We start from the raw sequence: 21,603 nt of genomic DNA on the forward strand, positions 1-21,603 counted from the left end.
AATCGTTTTACTCCAAGTAAAACAAAACCCCTTCTGAGAGGGGTTATGAGATGAAAATACACCATGCCGCTGAACGTCAAAGCCGCTCCGTGGCAACTAGCGGCCCGGTCCCTATCTCAACTCAGCATCAACATTCCACCGTCAATCATCAGGGTCTGGCCGGTCACGAAGCGCGAACCCTCACCGGCGAGAAAAACCAGAACGGGCGCAAGATCCTGCGTGGCATCGCCAAGCTGGCCTCCAAGCGGAATCAGACTGGCCATGAATGCATCGTGCTGCTTAAGCTGGGTCTCGCTCATGCTGGCGCGGGTGGCGTCGTACATTGGCGTCCATATCGCCGGGGCGATGGCGTTAACGGTAATGCCGTGCGGACCCCACTCGCGTGCGACGGTACGCGTCCATGCCAAGACCGCGCCCTTGCTGGCGGCGTAGTGCGCTTTGCCAGGCTGCCCGCCCACTCCAGCGGCTGAGGCAAAATTAATGATCCGCCCGCCACCTTGTCGCATACGCTCGTAGGCCGCGCGGTTGGTCAGAAAGGTGCCGCGGGTGTTTACCGCAAACACTTGTTCCCACTCATCCAGGGTGATTTCATCAGCAGTGGCGTTGGGCGCTATTCCAGCAGCATTGACCAGCACGTCCAGCCCGCCCAACTGACCGGTAGCCAAGTCGAACGCTTCGTTCACCGACGCGGAATCGGAGATATCACAGATCCGGCTTTTTGCCCAACCGCCTCCCTCACTCATCACAGGCTCTTGCGAGGTGTCGACATCAAGACTGATGACATGGGCGCCCTCGGCGATGTATGCCGCGACGATCGCAGCGCCAATGCCGCGCGCGCCGCCTGTCACGATGATGCGTTTGCCAGCCAGTTGCATGGAGCCGCCCTCATGGTGTGCAGCGACGCCTGCCGCTGCTGGATAGGAGATTGTGGTTATTCGATTCGCGACAGCGCGCCCTCAAACAGCCGCAGCGCTGAGGCGTGGTGTTTTCTACCGTGTTCCATCGACGCCTTGCCCGCGCAAGCCCGGGCGTAGCTGACTTCTAGAAAAATGCCAAGCTTGAAAGCCGCGAGCACCAGATACCAGGTAAAGGCTTCGAAGCTGCGGGAGCTGCCGGCCACATAGCGCGCCACCAGCTCGTCCACTGCGGGGAACCCTTCCCAGGGATGTACCTCGATCGTGCCGGCGCCATGGCCGCTGGCGTCCGGCCATGTCACCACCAGCCAGGCAAGATCCAGCAACGGATCGCCGACGGTAGCAAGCTCCCAGTCAACGATCGCACTAAGCTTCGGCTCCTTGCGACTGAACATCACATTGGATAGATGATAGTCGCCGTGCAGGATGCCTGGGCTGAACCGTTGCGGGCAGTTGTCATTCAGCCAGCGCGCCAGCCGGTCGAGCCCAGGAAGGCTGCCTGCGCCCGGCCAACCGGCGTAGCCGGCAACGCTTTCAAGCTGATGCAGCCAGCGGGCCACCTGCCGTTGATGAAAGCCGTCGGGCCGCCCGAAGCCGTCGAGACCGATGGCTCGATAGTCCAGCTCATGAAGGCAAAGCAGCGCGTCGACCATGGCCAGTCCCATGCGCTGGCGAATGTCGCGATCGCCGGCATGGGGCAGCGGCAAACCGGCTGCGCAATTGGGATTGAAGCCATCCACGGGTTCCATCAGGTAGAACTTCGCACCGAGGACAGTCTCGTCATCGCAGGCCGCGATCAATGCGGCGTGCGGCACCCGGCTGCCCGCCAGTGCCTTCAGCACGCGGGCTTCGCGTGCGATGGTCTTGCCACCTACTTCCCGTAATTCCGCCGATGGCCGACGCAGCACAAATTCACGTTCGCCCCGACGAAAGCGCAGCAATAGATTCTGCGTGCCGCCGGTGAGCCGCACGGCATTTTCCAGCGGTCCGGACGCAAGTTTCCGCTCATCCATCCAGGCGCCCAAACGGTCGAGATCGACCAGCTCGCGCCACTCAGCCTGGCTGCTCACCGCTGCTCTCCGCTTTGTTCCAACGTCGCTAGCGCGTCGGCATATTTCTCACGTGCCAGCGCCGCCGCGGTCGGGCGGTGGTAGCTGGGAAAGAGACTGTCGCTTGGCTGGTAGTCCCGTAGTAATTGCTTGGCCACGGTGACCTTATGCACCTCAGTCGGGCCGTCCGCCAGGCCCATCTGGAAGGAACGCAGAATGTACCCGGCGAATGGCATCTCCTCAGACACGCCGATCGAGCCATGTACATGCAGGGCGCGCGCGGCAATGTCATGCAGCACCTTGGGCATGGCTGCCTTTACTGCGGCGATGTCTTTACGCACGCGCAAATAGTCCTGGTACTTGTCGATGCGCCAGGCGGTGCGCATCACCAGCAACCGGAACTGCTCCAGCTCGATCCAGGAGTCGGCGATTTTTTCCTGCACCATCTGCTTTTCGGCCAGCAGGCCGCCCTGGGTGGTGCGCGACAGGGCGCGCTCGCACAATGCATCGAGCGCTCTTTGCGCCTGCCCGATAACGCGCATGGCGTGATGCACGCGACCACCACCGAGTCGCACTTGGGCGACGACGAAGGCTTCGCCGGGCTCGCCGAGCAGGTCGCTGGACGATACCCGCACCTTGTCGAAACGCAGGTAGGCGTGCGTGGCCTCCGGATCGTCGGCTATACCGACGTTGCGCACGATGTTCACGCCCGGCGCATTCGCCGGAACGATAAACATGGTGGTGCCCTTGTGCACCGAAACGCTCTTGTCGGTCACTGCCATGACAATAAAAAACGCCGCGTAGCGTGCATTGGAGCCGAACCACTTCTCACCGCTGATAAGCCAGTCGTCGCCGTCGCGCACGGCCTCGGTGGTGAACACGCTGGGGTCGGCGCCGCCCTGGGGCTCGGTCATGGCAAAGCAGGAGACGATCTCGTTGCCGAGCAAGGGTTCGAGGTACTTGCGTTTCTGCTCTTCGCTACCGTAGTGCGCGAGAATTTCGCCATTGCCCGAATCCGGCGCGTGGCAGCCGAAAACAATAGGCGCGAACAGTGCACGGCCGAGAATTTCATTGATCAGCGCCAGGCGCACCTGGCCATAACCTGGCCCGCCCAACTCAGGACCAAGATGACACGCCCAGAGCCTGCGAGCCCTGACCTGCGCCTGTAGTGGACGCACCAGCTGCTTGAATAGCGGATCATGAATGTTCCAAGGGCTGCCCAGTACATGCTCCAGCGGCTCGACTTCCTCACGAACGAAGCGGTCGATCCAGTCCAGCTCGGTTTGAAAGTCCGGATCGGTTTCGAAATCCCAGCTCATGTCTTGCCCCTAACAGTATGAGTGACGCTCAAGCGAGCAGCATGCCGCCATCGACCAACAAGGTCTGACCCAGCATGTAGCCAGCCAGCGGCGAAGCCAGGAACAGCGCAACGTTGGCCATGTCCTGTGGGGTGCCGAGGCGGCCCAGTGGAATTGCACGTAGCGCACCTTCGAGGCGTTTGGGGTTTTCAGTGGTGACGCGGGTGAGTTTGGTCTCCACCAGGCCCGGAGCGATGCCATTGACCCGGATGCCATCGCGCGCCCAGGCCTCACCAAGCGTGCGGGTCAGGCCAAAGGCCCCGGTCTTGGAGGCGTTGTAGGCCGGATTGCCTCGGGTCGAATGGAAGGCCGCCGCCGAGCTGACCGTAATCATCGCGCCACGTGATTCCTTGAGCAGCTCGAAAAACTTCTGCGCGCAGACCATCAGGCTTGTGAGGTTTATATCCAATACTTTCTTGAAGCCTTCAGTGAGAAATTCCTGACGATCGTAGAGCACCGTACCTTGCGCCTGAACTAACACATCAAGCCGAGTGAACGGCACGACCGCAGCCTCGATCACGTCAGCGTCGGAGACATCGGTCTGCGCGTAGTGCAGTCCTTCGAGGCGCGAATCCACCGAGTCAGCGTAATCCTGTGCGCTCGGGCGGGTCCCCCAAACATGCACCTCCGCGCCGCGCTGGCGAAAGCTCTGCGCGATGCCGTTACCGATGCCGCTGGAGCCACCGACTACCAGCACCGTCTTGCCGCTGAAATCCAATTCGTTCATGGCGTTTTTCCTTGTTTGTTTTTATTCGCTTCTCAACGCGCAACCGTTTGACTGCATTGGGTTCCGGCGTCGATTCAGAGGGAGCGGGTCGCAGTGCCACCCGCCAGCAAGGTTCGATGGGATGCGTACAAGGTTTCACAGCCGAACAACGCCGGCCGCAGCCAGTCGGTCCAACTCAATATCGCCGATACCAAGCCCGCCGAGCACCTCGCGGCTGTGCTGGCCGAGGGCCGGTGGCGGGCGATCCAGCGACAATGGCAGATCACCGAAATCCCAGAACGCGCCAATCTGTTGCAGTTCGCCGTACACCGCATGTCGATAACGGGTATGCAAGCCAGCCGCGGCGTGGTCAGGGTTGTCGAGAAAGGGGTCGAGCTGCGCCTCAAGAACGGCTTCGGCGGGCACATCGTGCGCGCTCAAGGATAACAGCGCATCGGTCTGGGTCTGCGCGGCGAAATGCGCCTCGGGATAAGCGCCGACTAGCCCGTGGAAACGCTGCGCTTCTTCGGGCGCCAGCGCCGCCACGGCGACCCAGCCGTCACTACAACAATACAGCCGGTGCGTGTCGCACAGGCCAGTCTGGGTGGCGTCCAGGTGCGCTATCGGCGTGACGCTACCGTCCTCGCGGACGACCGCTTCGCTCATGGTGAGCAACGTAGCGCCAAGTAACGACGCGTTCACCATTTGCCCTTCGCCGGTCCGCGCCCGCTGGTAAAGACCCAATAGCAGAACGTACAGCGAAGAAAGCCCCGCAAAGAAATCACCAACGCCGAAACGCAGCCACATCGGCGGCTGGCCGGCACCGCCCTGTTCTACTTCCCAGCCGCAGGAGGCCTGCATCAGCTGGTCGAAGCCGGGCCAATCCGCACGTGGCCCGGTGGGTCCATAAGCACTGACGTGGCAGTAGAGAAGTTGCGGATTGATCAGCTTGAGGCAGTCGTAATCGACCTTCAGCTTGCGCGCTGCCGGCAAGCGCATGTTGTGATGGACCACATCGGCCCAACGTACCAGCGCCTCGACCGCCGGCTGACTTAGCTCATCGCCAAGTTTGAGCGCGACGCCGAGCTTGCCGCGCTGAGTGCCACTGAAAATGCGTTCCAGCCGACGCATGGCATCGCCGGCTGGGGCTTCGACCTTGATGACCTCTGCGCCCAGATCGGCCAGCATCATGCAGGCGAACGGTCCGGCCAGATAGGCGCCCAGATCGAGCACCTTGAGGTCATGCAAGGGTGGCAACGGCTCGCCCTGACGCGCCGTGCCCGGAATCAAACGCCGCTTTGGTGAAGTCTTGAAGCCGGCGCCGTTGTCCGCTCCAGGCTGAGGTGCGGAACGACCTATGCGTGCCGGCGGTGTGATCTTCCAGGCTGGCCCCGGTTGCAGCGTCTTGCCGAGCGTGGCGTCATCCACTTCAACGACATAGCCATTCAGCCGCGCCTGCTCGTCGAAATAGATGTCACCGAACGGCGCGGCAATCTGCGCGGAAACATCGTGCTGCCAGAAATGCTCGACCCAATCCTGAGCGGGCCGCATGGCGATGATGGCCCGGTTGGCCCCGAAATTCGGCGCCACATGGCTTGGCGGCCACTGTGCATTGAGCCGAGCGACTTCCGCCTCGCCCAGCTCAGCCATGGCGCTGTCCATCCACGGCGATTTATCCGGCGAGTAATGCACGTGAATCCAGCGACCATCGGCGCACTGGTGCAGCGGGATCGGGATGTGCTTGTCCAATCCCTTGGCAAACACCGGTGTCGGCGTTTGCGCGCGGCTCCAGTGCATGGTCATCGGAACCAGCGCGGCCTGGGCCAGACTGGTGTGCGCCGCGCCGCCATGTCCATCACGATCACGGGCGATCAACCGCGCCATCACGCCCACCACACACAGCCAGCTTGCCAGCCAGTTGGCAAAGGGCATGCGCACGAATACCGGCCCAGCGCGGTGGCCCGGCTGTTCGTCGAGCAGGCCCAGGCGTGCCAGCACCAGGGTTTCACGTGGCATTGCTTCGGCCAATGGATGCTTCTTTGGCCAGCCCGTGATGGCTGAAACGATCAGGCCAGGAAAGCGCTCCGCCAGCTGTACATCGTCAAGCCCCAGCGTCGCGGCCTGTTTGGGAGTGAATTCGTGGATGAACACGTCGGCGACGGCCAGCAGCTGTTCGAGTTGCTGCTGCCCGTCCGGCACGTCGATATCCAGCGTGACACTGCTCTTGCCCCGATTGAGCACCGCAAATAGCGCCTCCTGTCTCCGCGCCGGATTGCCGGGCGGCTCGACCAGAATCACCTCGGCGCCTGCTTCGCACAGGTGCAAACCCGCCGCAGCGCTCGCAATGCCTGAACCCAGGCTGACGACACGCAGGCCGTGCAACGTTGACTCACTCATAAGCACCTCTGAGTATCTTGTTTTGTCCGGTGCAGCTATTGCTGGGTAGGTTGTTCGATGTCCGAGCCGTGCCGAATGAGAATGTCGCGTCGATGACCGAACTGATGGATCAGCAGGCTGCCACCCGACAGCAACAACATGACGCCGGTCAACGGAACGGCGCTGGGCATGGTCCAGATACTCACCGCCGCTGCCCCGCAGGTACCCAAGAGAAATTGGATAGATCCCATGATGGCCGAGGCGGAGCCGGCACGATGCCCTTCATTGGCCATGGCGAGGGCGACTGCGTTGGGGGTGAGCAGGCCCATCGAGGTCATGTAGACAAAAAAGCAGATCATGAGCAAGGGCAGGGAGGCAACGTCCAACAGAGTCGCGACAAGCCCGGTGAGCGCCGCGACCACCGGGACCCGAATGACGTACTTCAACATGGTGGCGGGCCCGAAGCGGGCGACCAGCCGTGCATTGAATTGCGAGCCGGCAATCATGCCGAACGCATTGATCCCGAAAAACCAGCCGAAGTGCTCTGCAGGCACGCCATACAGTTCGATGATCACATAGGGGGAGCCGGCGATATAGGCGAACATGCCGCCAAAGGGCAGAGCGCCGATCAGCACATACATCATGAACTGGCCGTTTCCTAGCAGGCTGCCGTAACGGCGAAAGGTACCGCGAACGCCCAGACGCTCGGAGGTGTGCCGGGAGAGCGTTTCACGCATGCTGAAATGCATGCTCAACAGCAGCACCAGGCCGACGCCGGCGAGCACCGCGAAAATCCCACGCCATCCCATTACCATCAACAGCAGGCCGCCCACCATGGGCGCCAGAATCGGCGCCAGTCCCAGTGCCAGCATCAACATGGAGAACGCCCAGGCGGCCTGCGCGGTGGTGGTACGGTCGCGGATAACGGCTCGGCAAATGACCACGCCGGCGCTGCCCCCCAGAGCCTGGAGAAACCGTGAAGCGGTGAGCGTTGTCAGGTCGTTTGCCAGCATGCAACCGAGGGAGGCAGCTATGTAAAGTGCGAGCCCGACATACAATGGGGGCTTGCGCCCGTATCGGTCACTGAGAGGGCCGTATAGCAGTTGTCCCAGCGACATGCCCAGCAGAAAGATGGCCAGGGTAATCTGCACATCCGACGACTCGACGCCGAGACTCTGCCCTATTGAAGGAAAAGCGGGTAGATACAGATCGACTGACAGCGGGGAAAGTGCCGTCAACATGGCAAGCAGGAACAGCCAGCCAGGGAAAAATGGCGTCTTTTCTGTGTCACTCATTGATGGCAACTCCAGCGCAGTGGTTCAGAGATGTATGCAGGGCCAGCGCGCTCGGAATACCAACGGAGCTACGTTAAAAACCCCTTCAACCCTCGCGGGTATCAGGGGCCACCACGACCAAGCGGTTAACTGCGGTGAGCGACTTCCCAGGCTTTCAAGTCGAAATCAGGTTCCTTGGCTTCACGCTGGGTTAGTTCAGGAGGACGGGACAGGAGTTTCTTGCCGGCAAGATGATCACCCGGGCGGTTGCACGATTCGACAGCGACCAGGTGATCCCTGCGAAAGCACAGCACGGAGAACTGGTTCGACTCCATCGATCCCAGGGTCACGGTACTGTCGTATCCGGTGGACAGACCGACAATCTGCAGTTTCAGATTGCCCTGATCGGTCCAGAACCAGGGCGTCGCGGCAAACGGCGCGGCTTTACCCAGCAGCCTTGCCGATACCGCTCTCGCCTGGTCCATGGCGTTTGGAACCGACTCGATACGGGTATGCTCGCCATGATTGTGAACACAGGGAAAACAGGCTACGTCGCCAATGGCGGAAATATGCGGGTCATTGGTCAAGAGATCAGCGTCGACCTTGATACCGTTTTCTATTTCCAATCCAGCTTCGGTGGCCAGAGTAATATTCGGAATAACGCCGATACCGTACACCACCAGATCGGCAGGGATGACGTCGCCGTTAACCTTTTCGACGCCGACGGCCTTGCCGTCTTTCCCCATGATCTGATCGACCGCCTGGCTGAAGTGAAATTTGACGCCCCAGGACTCGTGCGCCTTGAGGAACAAGTCGGACATCTGCGGAGAAATCGCTCTGGCCATGAGACGGTCACCGCGGTCGATCACCTGCACGCTGGCGCCTTGCGCCGCGGCTACCGCGGCGAACTCCAGTCCGATAAACCCGCAGCCGATCACTACTACATTCTTGGCGTCCTTGGCCCTGGGCGCCAATGCGTCGGCATCCGCGAGGGTTTTGATACCGAACACGCCTTCGAGGTGTTCCCCCGGGATCGAAAGCGGCCGGTTGTGGGCGCCGGTTGCCAGAACCAGATGGTCATATTCCAGTGCCTTTTCGCTTTCCAGTACCACTCGCTGATTCTGGCGATCAATGATCACCGCTTTATCGTGAATCAGTTCGATCTGCTGTTGATCAAAAAACGCAGCGGGCCGGAAGACCAGATTCTCTGCCTTGATCTTGCCAAGCAGGTACGCCTTGGACAAGGGCGGACGCTGATAAGGCAGGCCAGGCTCATCTCCCACCAGGGAAATCCTTCCGGCGAATCCGCCTTGGCGCAGCGACGCAGCGACCTGAAATCCGGCTTGGCCGGCACCGACAATTACAACTGACGAAAGCGTCATATCTGCTCCTGGGGCTCAGTACTGGGACTCAGGCAAACGCAGCACCATGCCGTCCATATTTTCCTGAATGGTCAACTGGCAGGTCAGGCGGCTGGTTTCCTGGCGTTCGTTGGCGAACTCCAGCATGTCCAGCTCAGCGTCCTCTGCCGCCGGGACGACGCCCGTCCAGGCGTCCTCAACGAAGGCGTGACAGGTGGCGCAGCTGCAAGCGCCGCCGCAATCGGCTTGAATGCCCGGCACCATGGCGTTCATGGCAGCTTGCATAACGGATTGGCCGACCTCACCCATGACTGAGTGCTGGGTACCGTTGTGTTCGATAAGCGTAATTGTTGGCATTGTAAACGTCTCCGTGAACAGATTTAGGCCACTGCAGCCTTCATGGGTGGGGATACTTCAAATACAGGAGGCCGGCCCAGCGTGAGGAGCATTAACGGCCCTACGATGGAGCAGACCGCGCAATAGATAAGCATGGCCGTGTAGGAGCCTGTCTGGCTCAGGAATGCTGCAAACAGCAAAGGTGAGGCGGCCGAGGTGGCGGTCAGCAGGCCGATGTGGAATCCGAACAGGCGACCGTATTCTTTCAGCCCGAAATAGCGCGCAATTAGAAAGGCGGCAATATCAAACTCGGCGCCTGCACCAAAGCCAAACGAAATCGCTGCCAGCAGGAGCAGGGTAAAGTCGGTGGTGCCACTGAGCAGAATGACGCAGCCAAGGGCTGGCATGGCTAGACTGAGGGCCGATATGCCTGGAGGCCAGACGCGATCCAGTAGATAACCGACCAGAATCCGGCCAAAAACCAGTGAAATGCCAAAGCCACCGAAAATCAGACCGGCTTCTTCCGCAGACAGTCCCATGTCGCGCAAAATTGGTACGGTATTGGTAACCATGCCGATAACTACCGAAATTACCAGTACCAGGGCGATATTGCAGATCCAGAATTTTTTCGAGGTGAAACCTTCCTTGAACGTCATGCCGGCGATGCTGCGCTGGGCAGCCTGCTTGCTAGCTTCGCTGGCATGGCTCTTGGGCTTGGGTACCGAAAACCACCAGATGGTCAGGGGCAACAGCAGAAACAGGTTGAGCATGGCCAGTATGATAAACGCCGATTGCCAGCCCCAAATGCCAATGCCCCAGGAAAGCAACGGCGGGATGGTCGCGGCGGCCAAGCCGGTTCCGGACAGGCCAATGGCCAATGCCAGGCCGCGATTCTTCTCAAACCACATGTTGAGTAACTGCGTCCAGCTGACCGCCAGGTTGCCAATGCTCAATATTGGAATGATCGTGAATGCCAGATAAAGGCTCCAGACCGACCCGCCGATCTGCGTGGCCCCCAGGTAACCCAGCACCGTCAATGACATGGAGACTACGGTTACTTTCTTGATGCCGAAACGCAAATTGAACCAGCCTACCAACTGCAGCGAGATGACCGCGCCCACGAACAGGAAGGTAACGGCTACCTGCAGGGCACTTCTGCTCCAGCCAAAGGCTTCTTCCAGAGGAACAACCAGCGTTCCGAAGCCGTAGAGCAATGAGGAATTAATACTGATGCCTATACCTAACAGTGCCAGGATCAGTACTCGCCAACTGGTTCGAAACTCTGAAAAGTCGATGGAGGCGTTATTGACTGAAACATTCATGTGCAATGTCCTTCATTGTTTTTATATCACCAGTTTGAACGCTGCAGTCATTCCCCTTGAGGTTAACCTTTGCAAGAGCGGTTTCAATTTCTGGATTCAGAACTATATACTGAAGTCAGAATATTGCATGGGGACAGGATTGTCCAGACCAAGGGACTGTTCCATGCACACGACAACAATAAAAAAGACGAGGGATAACTATGCCATGGCTCAGCCGTTTTTCCATGGGTGCAAAGCTCATGTTTGCTCCTGCGCTCATCGTGCTCCTGCTGGCCGTCGTGTCAGCGGTAGCCTATTACGGGTTGAATCGCCAGCAGACCGTGCTTCACCAGATTGAGCAGGTCCGCTTCAGTCAGTATCAGCGAGCGCTGGAAATCTCATCGGCATCACAAGCCGCAATGGTCGGATCCTACGCCGCAGTAGTGCAGCTTATTCAAGCCGAGGGCAAAGTATCCAAGGAAGACATGCAGTTCTACGTGGAGGATATGCAGGCCAGTGTGCGGGATATGCTGGCAGGTATCGAGGCAGGGCTGGCCCATACCGCCGATCTGAGCGAGGAGGAACGACAGACCTTCCAGACCTTCGGCGAACAGGCCAAGGCATTCGCCCAAGGGGTGGATGATCTGGCTGAAGCCGCGCTAACCAACCCCTATATGGCACCCTCGCAGCTGGGATACGTGCGTGCTGAATATAACCGTGTGCTCGGGTTGCTGGCGCAGTTCATGACACTGCAACAGGAACTGTCCGGTGTGTCCTTTGAGGGGGCCAACGAGACCGCCACGTCGGTAACCGAAGCGTTGGTAATCGCCGTCTTTGTAGCCATCGCGTTAGGCTTGATTGTAGGTTTGCTGATGCGACATCAGATACTCAGGTCGATAAAGGCGATTGAGCAGGCTGCGGTGAAGCTGCGCGATGGCGATCTGACCCATCGGGTGCAGGTGATCGGACGAGATGAAATTGCCCAGACTGCAATCGCCTTTAACGTGCTTATAGATAGCTTGCAGTCGGCTGTGCGACAGGTAACCCGGGTAGCCGGCTCGGTTGGCGCGTCCGCCGATGAGTTGGTGGCTACCTCCAATCAGGTGGCGCAAGGGGCTAATGAGCAAGCCAGTGCAGCGACCCAGGCGGCGACTACGGTCGAGCAGATGAGCGGCGGTATTGCCTCCATTTCCACCCATGCGGACGCGCTGCGTTCCTCGGCGGAAGACAGCTTGCGGGGGGCCCAGGCCGGTCAGTCCGCATTGACCAGACTGCTGGACGAAATATGCCGCGTGCGCGATGCCTTTTCCGCAATTACTGCCTCAGTCGGTGATTTCGTCGCCAGCACCACCGCCATCGCCGCCAGCATCAACCAGGTAAAGGAACTTTCAGCACAAACCAATCTGTTGGCCCTCAACGCCGCTATCGAAGCTGCCCGCGCAGGCGAAAGCGGCCGCGGATTCAGCGTGGTCGCTGATGAAGTGCGCAACCTCGCCCAGCGCTCCGCCACGGCGGCCAATTCGATCAACGACCTGACGCACGGGCTGGAAAGCCAGTCCAACAGCGTTGCCAGTGTGCTTGATGAAGGGGCTGCCGCGCTGGACAGCAGCCAGAAGCTGCTTGAGGAGCTCGTAAGCGTGTTGTCCGAAGCTGCCAGGCTGGTGGGTGCATCGACCTCGGGCGTAAGCGAAATCGCGTCGGCCGTGCAGGTTCAGAATGAGGGCGGGAAAGATATTTCGCTGGGTATCGAACGCATCGCCAAAATGGCGGAGGAGGGCGACATGGTTTCACATCAGGTCACGTCGGCGGTAGGGTCTCTACGGGAACTGGCCGGGGAGTTAAAAATGTCGGTCAGCCATTTCCGGACGTGAAAAAACGGTATTGCCAGCTTCAGGGGGGGCATGCATCACGTTTGTCGTGCCTTGTTATCGCTGTTCGTCGCTTTGGTTCTGCTGGCGCTGCCCTCCCATGCTTTCGCCCATGGCGACGGAGTCGAGAGCGGGCGTTGCGCGTTCTCGACTCCCTCGCCTGGGTCGGCGTTACGGCAGGGTGAAAAGCACCTTGACCTGATCGGTCACTACTGAACTGTTCACATAGCCGATGGCGTCGGCTTCCGCCGCTACCTTTGCCAGCACGGCGGTGTCGTCACCGACGCTGGGAAGCGGCTGGCCTTTGCCGGTAAAGATCAAGCCAGACCAATACGATTTGAGCTGCGACTCGTTCTTGTTGGCTACCGATGTGTAGAACTTGTCCTTGGTCGGGTTCCAGTCTTTCTGGTCGACACCTGACAGCGACTTGTCCTTGCCCAGAAAAATGTTGGCCACTTCAGCCTGGGAAGGCGTGTTGGCGGCGCTTGGGTTAACGATGACGGCCACCTCGGCCTGCACCAGCGTTGCGGTCAGACTCAGCATGGCGATGGCGAACGTTCTGTGCATGAAAAGATTCATTCTACTTCTCCTTAGAATATGAAGTCAGCGCCGATGCTCAGGATGTCACCGTCGAAGGTACGCTCGACGACGCTGAAGTCCGGCACGAAACCACCGCTGAAGCCTCGAGTCGATTCCACACGCTTGTACTCGCCCTTCAGCGTCACGCTGGGGGTGAGGCTGTAATTCAAGCCATAGGCCCAGGAAGACTGACGGCCTGGCTCACCCTTCTCATCCCGCTGAGAATAGGTTACATGCGGCAGGTAGTCACCAAAGCGGTGTCCAGCCATGACGTAGAAGGACTCAATGGTGCCGAGCGGACTCTGACGTTTGATCGCTTCAGCGTTGGTCAGCCAGCTGCCGTTGTCATACTGGTGACCCAGGGATTCGAACTTGCCTTTGAACTTGCCGAACATCTCGAGATCCAGGTCGGACTCGGTATAGCTGTAACGCAGCGTGCCAAGGTTCATGGTTGCCAGGCTTACGCTGCCGGTAACCACGTCCTTGTAATCCACGTCCAGCGGGCCGTCCAGGTTGTGAATGAATACCTCCCGGTCCGTCGCCTGGCCGTAACTGGCCTGGAAGTTCAGCGTGCCAAAGGAAACGGGCAAGCTGTACAGAGCATCGACGCCCTCGTAGTTGCTGACCGGCATCTGGCTATAGACTTCATCAGGCAGGCGTAGCCAGGGGTAGGCGTAACCCACATCAAGCGTCTCGGAGAACATGAACGCGCCAGGACGCAGGCGGCCTGCACGCAGAGTCAACTGGTCGTTCGCCTGGTAGGCCAGATAGGCCCATTCAACTTCCAGGTTCCACTGGTCCTGGTCAGCCTTGGCCACCGTCTGGATGGTTGCGCTGAGCCGGTCGGCTAAACCGTAGGAGAGCTGGCCGCCCAGTTTCGATAGCTGGTCGCCGCGCCAGGCGTCTGTGGTCTGGCCCTGAATGCCGTAGCCCTTGGCATCGTCGGCTCCACCGAGGTGTGTAATGGCTGCGGTACCGAATCCATTAAAACGATATTCTGCCGGCTCCAATGCCATGGCGGAGGTGCTTGCCAGGCAGACGGCCAGGCAGACGGCCAGGCCGAGTAGGTTGCGTTTGTTCATGGTTCTTCAAGCTCCGAGTAGTAGTGTTATGTGCGAAATTGTGCGGTGGCCGAACGCAGATTGTCCCCTGCTCCGACCAACTGCTCGCCAAGGCGGGCGGTGGCCCCGGCGCCGTGCGCGGTTGCTTGTGCGTCCTGCTGCAACACTTGGGTTTCTTGCTGGATGGAACTCGACAGCCCGATCTGCTCCTGGGTGAACTGGGCAATCCCGGCGTTGAGTTCGTCAATCTGGATGACGGTGCGGGCGATGGTCTCGAGCAGTTGTGTGGCTTCGACCGAACGCTCGATGCTTTCCCGGGACTTCTCGCCGTTGTTGTGCATGACGTTCAGCACGGTGTTGGCGCTGCTTTGCAGGCGCTGAATGATCTGTTGGATTTCTGCCGTCGACACGGCTGTCTTCTGCGCCAGGTTGCGCACTTCATCGGCGACCACAGCGAAACCGCGACCCTGCTCACCGGCACGGGCGGCTTCTATCGCGGCGTTGAGTGCGAGGAGGTTGGTCTGTTCGGCGATGCTGCGAATGACCGTCAGCACCGAGCCCACTTCCTGGGTTTCCTTTTCCAACTGCTGCATGGCCTGCACCGCGCTCATAACGCTGCTGCCCAGGTCGCTGACGCTGGTCGACAGATCGCCGATATGTTTGCGCGCCGTAACGGCCTGACTGGACGCGGAACCGGCTTCTTCGGATGCCTGTTTCGAGCGCCGCGCTACCTCCTGAATGCGGTCGGTCATGGTGAGAATGTCGCGGCTGATGGAGTTGGTGTGATGCTGCTGGGACTTGGCGCTTTCCTCGGAGCCCTGGGTCAGCCGGTATAGCTCATTGGAGACGTGCCCCAGCGGGCTGGCCGCCTCGATCACCTGGCGCATGGTGCCCTGCAAGGTGTCGAGGAAGCCGTTGAAGAGATGGATCATGGCGCCAATTTCGTCGTGCGCTTCGACATTGACGCGGCGCGTCAGATCACCGTCCCCGCTGGCGATGGCCTGCAGCGACTCGATGACGCCGCGGACATTTGTCATCACGCTGCGGATCACCGTCCAGGCAGCCAGCGACACCAGCACCAGCAAGCCCAAGCTGAGGATGATACCCAGACGGGTGGTCTCGGCATTGTTCTCGCGAGTTTCCGCTAGCGTTCGTTCGAAGTCCTGATAGGCATTGCTGCGGAACGCGGCGGCGAGCTTCTGGGTTTGCGCGAGATCGGAGGCCATCCGGTCAAGGCTGGAGCGCAGGTCATCAAAGGAGGCGCTGCCGCTGATTAATTGGTCCGACGCGCTGAGAGCGTTGCCAGAATAGGTCAGCACGGCCTGGCGCCAGGCCTGCAGATCCTGGAGGCGCTGTGGCTGGTTTTGCAGCAAATTCGCGAGCGCCGCCTGTTGGGTAGCGATCTCCTGGAGAACCTCGCGCGCTTCGCCGAGAATCGTTTGCTCACCGGCTGCAACAGCGTTGTTGAGCAAGCCGGGCAGGCGCGAAAACTGGAAGATCACCGCATCGGCCTTTTCCAGCGTGGGGTAGCTTTGGGACTCCAGCGATTCCAGTCGATTATCGGTGGCGGACAATTGCAGCGACGTGTAAGCGACATATAGAACGAGGCCGAGCATGGCGACGGCTGGCGGCATGGCCAGTTTGAGATTCAGTGACAGATTCTTGAGCATTTCCGGCCCCCAGGTGAGATGCGAACTAACGAAGCTGAAGTGAAATTGAACAGTAACTGGAAAAATGTTCACTAAGCTGTCGGGGTTTTCGGCCGAAAAGGGCAGGACTTTAGCGCTGTGTAACGATTTGTAGTCGCAGGGAGGGAATGATCTGAACTGGGCAGGGAAAAATCCTGCCTTCAGTCACGGTGCGTCGGCAGACCAGGTGTGATCGGCAGCGTAGTTAGAAGGCGTGGTCAGGAGGCGTCGATGGGTGAGGGCCAGGTGCCGTTGTTCATGAGCGCGTCGAATGCCTCGGTCATCTCGCTGGCCGGGTAGGGATAGTCGTGACGCACCCACCATAACCAGAGCCCGATGAGCGCGCCCACAAAGCAGCGCACTGCCACTTCGCCGCGTAGCTCGTCCGCTTGGTAAAAGCCTTGCTTGCGGTAATGTTCGCGAACCTGAATGAGGAGGATGCTTTCCAGGTGAGCGAGGATGACGGACTGGGAAGGGCTGTTGAAAAACGAGGTGGTGAGGGAGGCATGCCGCTCGGTGGCTATGAACAGCCAGGTCGATGCATCCAGTACAACGCGCTTATGTCCTGATACATCGACCACCCGGGTAGGCGGCGTGCCGATGCTCTCGTAACCGGCAACCAGAAGGTCTTCCTTGTCACGGAAGTGAGCGTAGAAGGTTGATCGCGCAACTCCGGCGCGCTCGAACAACTCCTGCACGGTTATATCTCTGAAGTCCTTTTCCAGTGCCAGTCGGTACATGGTATCGAGTAGCCGCTCCCGGGTGCGCCGGGCTCTCGCCTTGTGGCGATCACCGATTGGATCTTCATCGTTGCTGTGTTCCGGGGGGGCTGGCAAAGGCGCGTTCCTGCTGGTCTCTTAAGCGAGAGGGTCTCGCGAGATGAGGCTCAGGTCCGAGACTGACACAGGCAGCGTGGGCCGGGCAAGTTAAACCCTATTGCGGATTCTGTATTAGAAATCGAACGGATGTGGGATTCCGTCTGTTGTGGCGCAAATTGGTGCGGCTCTACACTCATCTGCGTCAGCAATAAAAACCGGACAATAATAATGAATACCGATAGCGTGACCAATGCGATACCGTCCAATGTGCCTGCTCATCTGGTCCAGGATTTCGACCTTTGGGCTGCGCTTACCGCGCAGGGCGAAAACGCCTATGCCTGGGCCGCCAAGTTGCATGAGAGCATGCCACCCATCTTCTGGGTGCCGAGCCTGGGATTTCTGCCGGGCACCTGGATTCCGCGTCGTTCAAAGGATCTGCGGCGCATCCTCCAGGATCCCGAGACCTTTAGCAGCGCTGGCTTGACGCCGTATCCCATGCTGCTGGGCGAAAGCTGGCGCCTGGCGCCGCTTGAAGTCGACCCGCCGGTTCATGCCAAGTACCGCGCCCTGTTGAATCCTCTGTTCACGCCAAAAAAAGTCAATGCGTTGGAAGAGGATATCCGCCAGTTGGCTACCCAGCTTATAGACGACATCGCTCAGACAGGGCGCTGCGACTTTAATGAAGACTTCGCCAAGCCGTTCCCGACGTTGATTTTTCTCAAGCTGATGGGCTGGCCGCTGGCGGACCGACCGCTGTTTCAACACTGGACCCAGACGCTGATCAAGAGCTCGGATCCCCAGGTGGTGACGGACAATGCACGCGAAATTACTGGTTGGATTCGGGCACGCATCGCCGAATGCCGGGCCAATCCCGGCGATGATTTCACCAGCTACCTGCTGGCTAGTCAGATTGACGGCCGGCCGCTGACCGATGACGAAATGCTCGGCATCAACTTTCTGATATTTATCGGTGGGCTGGATACCGTTACCTCAACGATCGGACTGTTCTTTCGCCATCTGGCGCGCAATCCAGAGCAGCAGGCGCAACTGCGCGCCGACCCGTCGCTGATCCCGGATGCGGTGGAAGAGATGCTGCGTTCCTATTCCATCGTCAATATGCGCCGTACCGTGACCCGGGATGTGCAGATCGGCGAGGCGACGATGAAAAAGGGCGACATTGTGCTGATCAGTACCGAGTTGGCCAACCTCGATCCTGAAGTGTTCGACCAGCCGGAAAAGGTCGACTTCCTGCGTAGCGCTGGGCATGCACCACACATGGCCTTCTCTTATGGCGTGCACCGCTGTGTAGGGTCGCACCTGGCCCGTCGCGAACTGCGTATTGCGCTAGAACTCTGGCTGACCAAGGTGCCACCGTTCCGCATCGCAACCGGTACCACGCCGCGTTTCAACGCCTTCGGCATATTCGGGATGGAAGAGCTGCATCTGGAATGGGATGTGGAGGAAACCAGATGAAAATTATCATCGACAACAAGGCCTGTGCCGGACACGCGCGCTGCAATGAGGTCGCGCCGGGGCTTTATGAGCTCGATGACAACGGCTACATCAGTACCGCTGGCTTCGACGTCGAGGTCGGGCAGCAGGCCCTTGCCCGGCGCGGCGCCAGGGCTTGCCCCGAGCGGGTGATCCACATCGTGGATGAACCTGCAAACCCCCCAGGCAATGGGCTGAATAAAGGACAAAAACAATGAACATGAAACAAAGCTACGACTACATCATCGTTGGGGCGGGGTCTGCCGGCTGCGTAATGGCGAACCGGCTCTCGACCGACCCCAGTGTCTCGGTGTTGCTGATCGAGAGCGGTCCGGAGCACACCAGCCCTTTGATTGCCATGCCGCGAGGCATAGGCAAGCTGCTCATGCCCGGCAACCCGCACGTTTGGGATTATCAGGCCTCGCGGGGAGAGGGCATGGCCACGGAACTATGGCTGAAGGGCAAGGCCATTGGCGGCTCCAGTTCGGTGAATGGGATGGTTTACGTGCGTGGCGCACCCGCCGATTACGACGCCTGGGAGGCGCAGGGATGTACCGGTTGGGGTTGGCAGGATATGGGCCGGCAGTTTGTCGCCATGGAAGATCACCAGCTTGGCAGCTCCGAGTGGCGGGGTGTGGGCGGACCACTGAAGGTAACTGTGCACCCCTCGGGCGATGAGTTGTGCGATGCCATCATCGACGCTGCCGCACATATCGGTACGGCGACCGTCGCGGATACCAACCATGTGGATTCGGTGACGCAAGGCGGGTTCGGTTATCAGCCGCAAACCACCTGGAAGGGGCAGCGCTTCAGCGCAGCGAAGGCGTTTCTCGATCCGGTGCGTACGCGTCCCAATCTGACTGTGATGACGGGCACCCATGTACAACGCATCGAGTTTGAGGGGCGCCGCGCCATCGCGGTCCAGGTGCGTGGCAAGGAAGGCGAGCGACGCATCCGTTGCCAGCGTGAAGTGCTGCTTTGTGCCGGCGCAATCGAGTCGCCGAAATTACTGCAGCTGTCCGGCATAGGCCCTGCCCACTTGCTGCAATCGCTGGGGATCCCGGTCATCCAGAACGCCCCGGATGTGGGGCGCAATCTGCGTGAGCACGTTTATATAGCCGCGCAGTTCCGGGTCACCCGGGGCAGCTTCAACCATTGCTTCGCCGGATTGGGGCTTGCCCGCTCGGTGCTGAGTTACTTTGTCGGCAAGAAAGGCCCCATGACCCACGCTGCACACGAAGCAGGGGGCTTCGTAAAAACCCGGCCTGAACTGGAGCGTCCTGATGCGCAGATCGGGGTGAGCCTGTTCTCAATGGATGGCGACGGCAAGACCGTGGCGATTGATAAACAGCCGGGGATAACCCTCGGCGGGTATTTCATGCACCCGCAGAGCCAGGGCGAGATACGCATTGAGTCGGCCGACCCGGCGGTGCCGCCAAGAATTGTCGCCAATTACCTCAGCGCCGAAGCGGACCAGACGGCGGCAATTGCGTTGCTGAAGTGGATCCGCAAGCTGGCGGCGCAACCGTCGCTCAAGCCTTTCCTGGTTGAAGAACTGACCCCCGGTCCCCAGGTGCAGAGTGACGACGAAATGCTTGCCGCCTTTCGCCGCTTTGGCCAGACCGCGTTTCACGTGGCAGGCACCTGCCGCATGGGCACTGACGAGCACGCTGTGCTGGACCCTGAGCTCAAAGTGCGCGGGGTTGAAGGTTTGCGCGTGATTGATACATCGATCATGCCCACGCTGGTATCGGGCAACACCAACGCGCCGGCCATGGCCATTGCCATGCGCGCGGCGGAAATCATCGCTGGTGCGAATCAGCAAGGAGCGAACGCAGCATGACTATTCCTTTTACCCACCTGAACAAACTCTACATAAACGGCCGTTGGGAAGCGGGTAGCGAAGGCGCTGAAGCGATCATCAATCCAGCCACCGAAGAGGTGATTGGCCATGCGCCGGTGGGTGGCGTGGCCGCTGCCGAGGCGGCAATTGCTGCCGCCCGCGAGGCCTTCGATCAAGGCCCGTGGCCGTGGCTGAGCATGGCCGAGCGGGCTGATTACATGCGCCGCATGCACGCTGCACTGGTAAGTCGGCGGGAACAGATCGCTGCGCTTATCGTAGCCGAGGTCGGCTGTTCGCAAATGGTCACCCAGGCCATGCAGGTGGATATGCCGCTGGGGCATGTTCTGAAGGCTATCGATCGTTCCCTGGTGACCGAGGCCCGGCAGATCCCGGTCGAAGCGGTACCCAATCCGATGAACCCCGGCGGCCCGATGATCCTGGGCAGCGGCAGCATCGAGCGCGAACCCGTGGGCGTGGTGTCGGGTATCACTGGCTACAATTTCCCCTTCCTGCTGAATCTGGCCAAGGTCTTTCCGGCTCTGCTGGCAGGCAACACCCTGGTGCTCAAGCCATCGCCCTTTACGCCGTACTCGGCCCTGTTGTTCGGCGAGATTGCTGAGGAAATCGGCTTGCCCAAAGGCGTCTTGAATATCGTCACCGGCGGTGTCGGGGTGGGCAGCCTGCTGAGCAGCGATCCGCGGGTGGATATGGTGTCGTTTACCGGCTCGGAGACGGTCGGCATCAGCATCATGACCCAGGCAGCGGCCACCCTGAAGCGGGTGCACCTGGAGCTGGGCGGCAAATCCGCGCTGATCGTGCGCGCCGATGCCGACATTCAGGCGGCCGCCATGGGCGCCATCGCCGGACTGATGATCAATGCCGGGCAAGGCTGTGCGCTACTGACGCGTTTCGTGGTGCACAACTCGGTCCGCGAGCAGTTTGTGCAATGTGCCCGAGCCATTGCCGGCCAGTTCAAGGTGGGTGACCCGTCGGACCCGAGCGTGATGATGGGGCCGCTCATTCGCGAGTCGCAGCGGGCCAAAGTCGAAGGCTTGATCGCCAGCGGGCTTGAGCAAGGCGCGAAGCTGGTATGCGGAGGCGGCCGTCCGGCCGGCCAGGAGAAAGGCTTTTTTGTCGACATCACGCTATTTGATGACGTCAGCAATGACATGACCATCGCCCAGGAAGAGATATTCGGTCCGGTTGGCGTAGTGATCGGTTTCGACACCGACGAAGAGGCTGTTGCCATTGCCAATGATTCACGCTTTGGGCTCAACGGCGGCGTAATGACCGCCGATGCCGCCGTTGCGTACAAGATGGCCAAGCGCATCCGTGCCGGCAGCGTCTACCTCAACGGGGGTGGCGGAACCATGCCCTACGCACCTATTGGCGGCTTCAAGCGCTCGGGTATAGGTCGTGAGTTCGGACCTGACTGGCTCAATGAATTCACTGAAGAAAAATCCATTATCTATCCCATCGGGCGCTGAACACTCGACGAGAGTCGAGAGTCGAGAGTCGAGAGTCGAGAGTCGAGAGTCGAGAGTCGAGCGTCGAGCGTCGACCGACGGAGTCAGGGCGGG

18 protein-coding genes are annotated in these 21,603 nt (G+C 59.9%); 5 read left to right on the forward strand and 13 right to left on the reverse strand.

Translation table 11 applies throughout. The annotated features are described in order from the left end of the window. Positions 1-116 precede the first annotated feature (116 nt). The 9 genes from G3M63_RS10665 to G3M63_RS10705 all read right to left on the reverse strand — a co-directional run bounded on the left by G3M63_RS10665 (position 117) and on the right by G3M63_RS10705 (position 10,696). The gene (locus G3M63_RS10665) at positions 117-875 is read right to left on the reverse strand and encodes an SDR family NAD(P)-dependent oxidoreductase (protein WP_150300506.1); all 759 of its coding nucleotides are present in this window, start codon (positions 873-875) and stop codon (positions 117-119) included. A 56-nt stretch (positions 876-931) separates the two neighbouring features. Further along, positions 932-1,984 (reverse strand): phosphotransferase family protein, encoded by a 1,053-nt coding sequence (locus G3M63_RS10670; protein ID WP_223825013.1) that lies wholly within the window; start codon positions 1,982-1,984, stop codon positions 932-934. Continuing rightward, a complete protein-coding gene (locus G3M63_RS10675; protein WP_150300505.1) occupies positions 1,981-3,282 on the reverse strand; it encodes an acyl-CoA dehydrogenase family protein in 1,302 nt (433 codons plus the stop codon). Before G3M63_RS10675 ends, G3M63_RS10670 begins: the two co-directional genes overlap by 4 nt. 28 nt (positions 3,283-3,310) lie before the next feature. Further along, complete coding sequence (locus tag G3M63_RS10680) at positions 3,311-4,048, reverse strand: SDR family NAD(P)-dependent oxidoreductase (RefSeq protein WP_163983032.1); 738 nt, start codon at positions 4,046-4,048, stop codon at positions 3,311-3,313. Between the two features lie 135 nt (positions 4,049-4,183). Then, a complete protein-coding gene (locus G3M63_RS10685) occupies positions 4,184-6,424 on the reverse strand; it encodes a CoA transferase (protein ID WP_150300503.1) in 2,241 nt (746 codons plus the stop codon). 35 nt (positions 6,425-6,459) lie between these two features. Continuing rightward, positions 6,460-7,698, reverse strand: a complete 1,239-nt coding sequence (locus G3M63_RS10690) for a multidrug effflux MFS transporter (protein ID WP_150300502.1) — start codon at positions 7,696-7,698, stop codon at positions 6,460-6,462. A gap of 125 nt (positions 7,699-7,823) precedes the next feature. Continuing rightward, positions 7,824-9,059, reverse strand: coding sequence for an NAD(P)/FAD-dependent oxidoreductase (locus tag G3M63_RS10695; protein ID WP_150300501.1), 1,236 nt, complete (start codon positions 9,057-9,059; stop codon positions 7,824-7,826). A 15-nt stretch (positions 9,060-9,074) separates the two neighbouring features. Beyond that, entirely contained in the window at positions 9,075-9,395 is a 321-nt protein-coding gene (locus tag G3M63_RS10700) for a 2Fe-2S iron-sulfur cluster-binding protein (protein ID WP_150300500.1), read from the reverse strand. Positions 9,396-9,418: 23 nt separating this feature from the next. Continuing rightward, positions 9,419-10,696 (reverse strand): MFS transporter, encoded by a 1,278-nt coding sequence (locus G3M63_RS10705; RefSeq protein WP_150300499.1) that lies wholly within the window; start codon positions 10,694-10,696, stop codon positions 9,419-9,421. 200 nt (positions 10,697-10,896) lie between these two features. Between G3M63_RS10705 and G3M63_RS10710 the strand changes: the two genes are divergently transcribed. Next, the gene (locus G3M63_RS10710) at positions 10,897-12,546 is read left to right on the forward strand and encodes a methyl-accepting chemotaxis protein (RefSeq protein ID WP_150300498.1); all 1,650 of its coding nucleotides are present in this window, start codon (positions 10,897-10,899) and stop codon (positions 12,544-12,546) included. 168 nt (positions 12,547-12,714) lie between these two features. Here the strand turns inward: G3M63_RS10710 and G3M63_RS10715 are convergent, their stop codons facing one another. The 4 genes from G3M63_RS10715 to G3M63_RS10730 all read right to left on the reverse strand — a co-directional run bounded on the left by G3M63_RS10715 (position 12,715) and on the right by G3M63_RS10730 (position 16,707). Next, positions 12,715-13,122 carry a phosphate ABC transporter substrate-binding protein gene (locus G3M63_RS10715; protein ID WP_150300497.1) on the reverse strand — a complete coding sequence of 136 codons (408 nt, stop codon included), beginning with the start codon at positions 13,120-13,122 and terminating at the stop codon, positions 12,715-12,717. An 11-nt stretch (positions 13,123-13,133) separates the two neighbouring features. Beyond that, positions 13,134-14,204 (reverse strand): porin, encoded by a 1,071-nt coding sequence (locus G3M63_RS10720; RefSeq protein WP_150300496.1) that lies wholly within the window; start codon positions 14,202-14,204, stop codon positions 13,134-13,136. 26 nt (positions 14,205-14,230) lie between these two features. Further along, positions 14,231-15,853, reverse strand: coding sequence for a methyl-accepting chemotaxis protein (locus tag G3M63_RS10725; RefSeq protein WP_150300495.1), 1,623 nt, complete (start codon positions 15,851-15,853; stop codon positions 14,231-14,233). Between the two features lie 236 nt (positions 15,854-16,089). Next, positions 16,090-16,707, reverse strand: a complete 618-nt coding sequence (locus tag G3M63_RS10730; protein WP_223825012.1) for a TetR/AcrR family transcriptional regulator — start codon at positions 16,705-16,707, stop codon at positions 16,090-16,092. Positions 16,708-16,917: 210 nt separating this feature from the next. Between G3M63_RS10730 and G3M63_RS10735 the strand changes: the two genes are divergently transcribed. Genes G3M63_RS10735 through G3M63_RS10750 form a run of 4 tightly spaced genes read left to right on the forward strand, consistent with a single transcriptional unit; the run spans position 16,918 to position 21,510 of the window. Then, the gene (locus G3M63_RS10735) at positions 16,918-18,162 is read left to right on the forward strand and encodes a cytochrome P450 (RefSeq protein ID WP_150300494.1); all 1,245 of its coding nucleotides are present in this window, start codon (positions 16,918-16,920) and stop codon (positions 18,160-18,162) included. After that, positions 18,159-18,398: a ferredoxin gene (locus tag G3M63_RS10740; RefSeq protein ID WP_150300493.1), complete on the forward strand. Its 240-nt coding sequence runs from the start codon at positions 18,159-18,161 to the stop codon at positions 18,396-18,398. Before G3M63_RS10735 ends, G3M63_RS10740 begins: the two co-directional genes overlap by 4 nt. After that, a complete protein-coding gene (locus G3M63_RS10745) occupies positions 18,395-20,023 on the forward strand; it encodes a GMC family oxidoreductase (protein WP_223825011.1) in 1,629 nt (542 codons plus the stop codon). Before G3M63_RS10740 ends, G3M63_RS10745 begins: the two co-directional genes overlap by 4 nt. Next, positions 20,020-21,510: an aldehyde dehydrogenase family protein gene (locus tag G3M63_RS10750; RefSeq protein ID WP_150300492.1), complete on the forward strand. Its 1,491-nt coding sequence runs from the start codon at positions 20,020-20,022 to the stop codon at positions 21,508-21,510. The genes G3M63_RS10745 and G3M63_RS10750 overlap by 4 nt, the downstream gene beginning before the upstream one ends. Positions 21,511-21,603 lie beyond the last annotated feature (93 nt).

It is taken from the genome of Pseudomonas sp. OIL-1 (assembly GCF_010669185.1).
GTDB lineage: Bacteria > Pseudomonadota > Gammaproteobacteria > Pseudomonadales > Pseudomonadaceae > Halopseudomonas > Halopseudomonas profundi.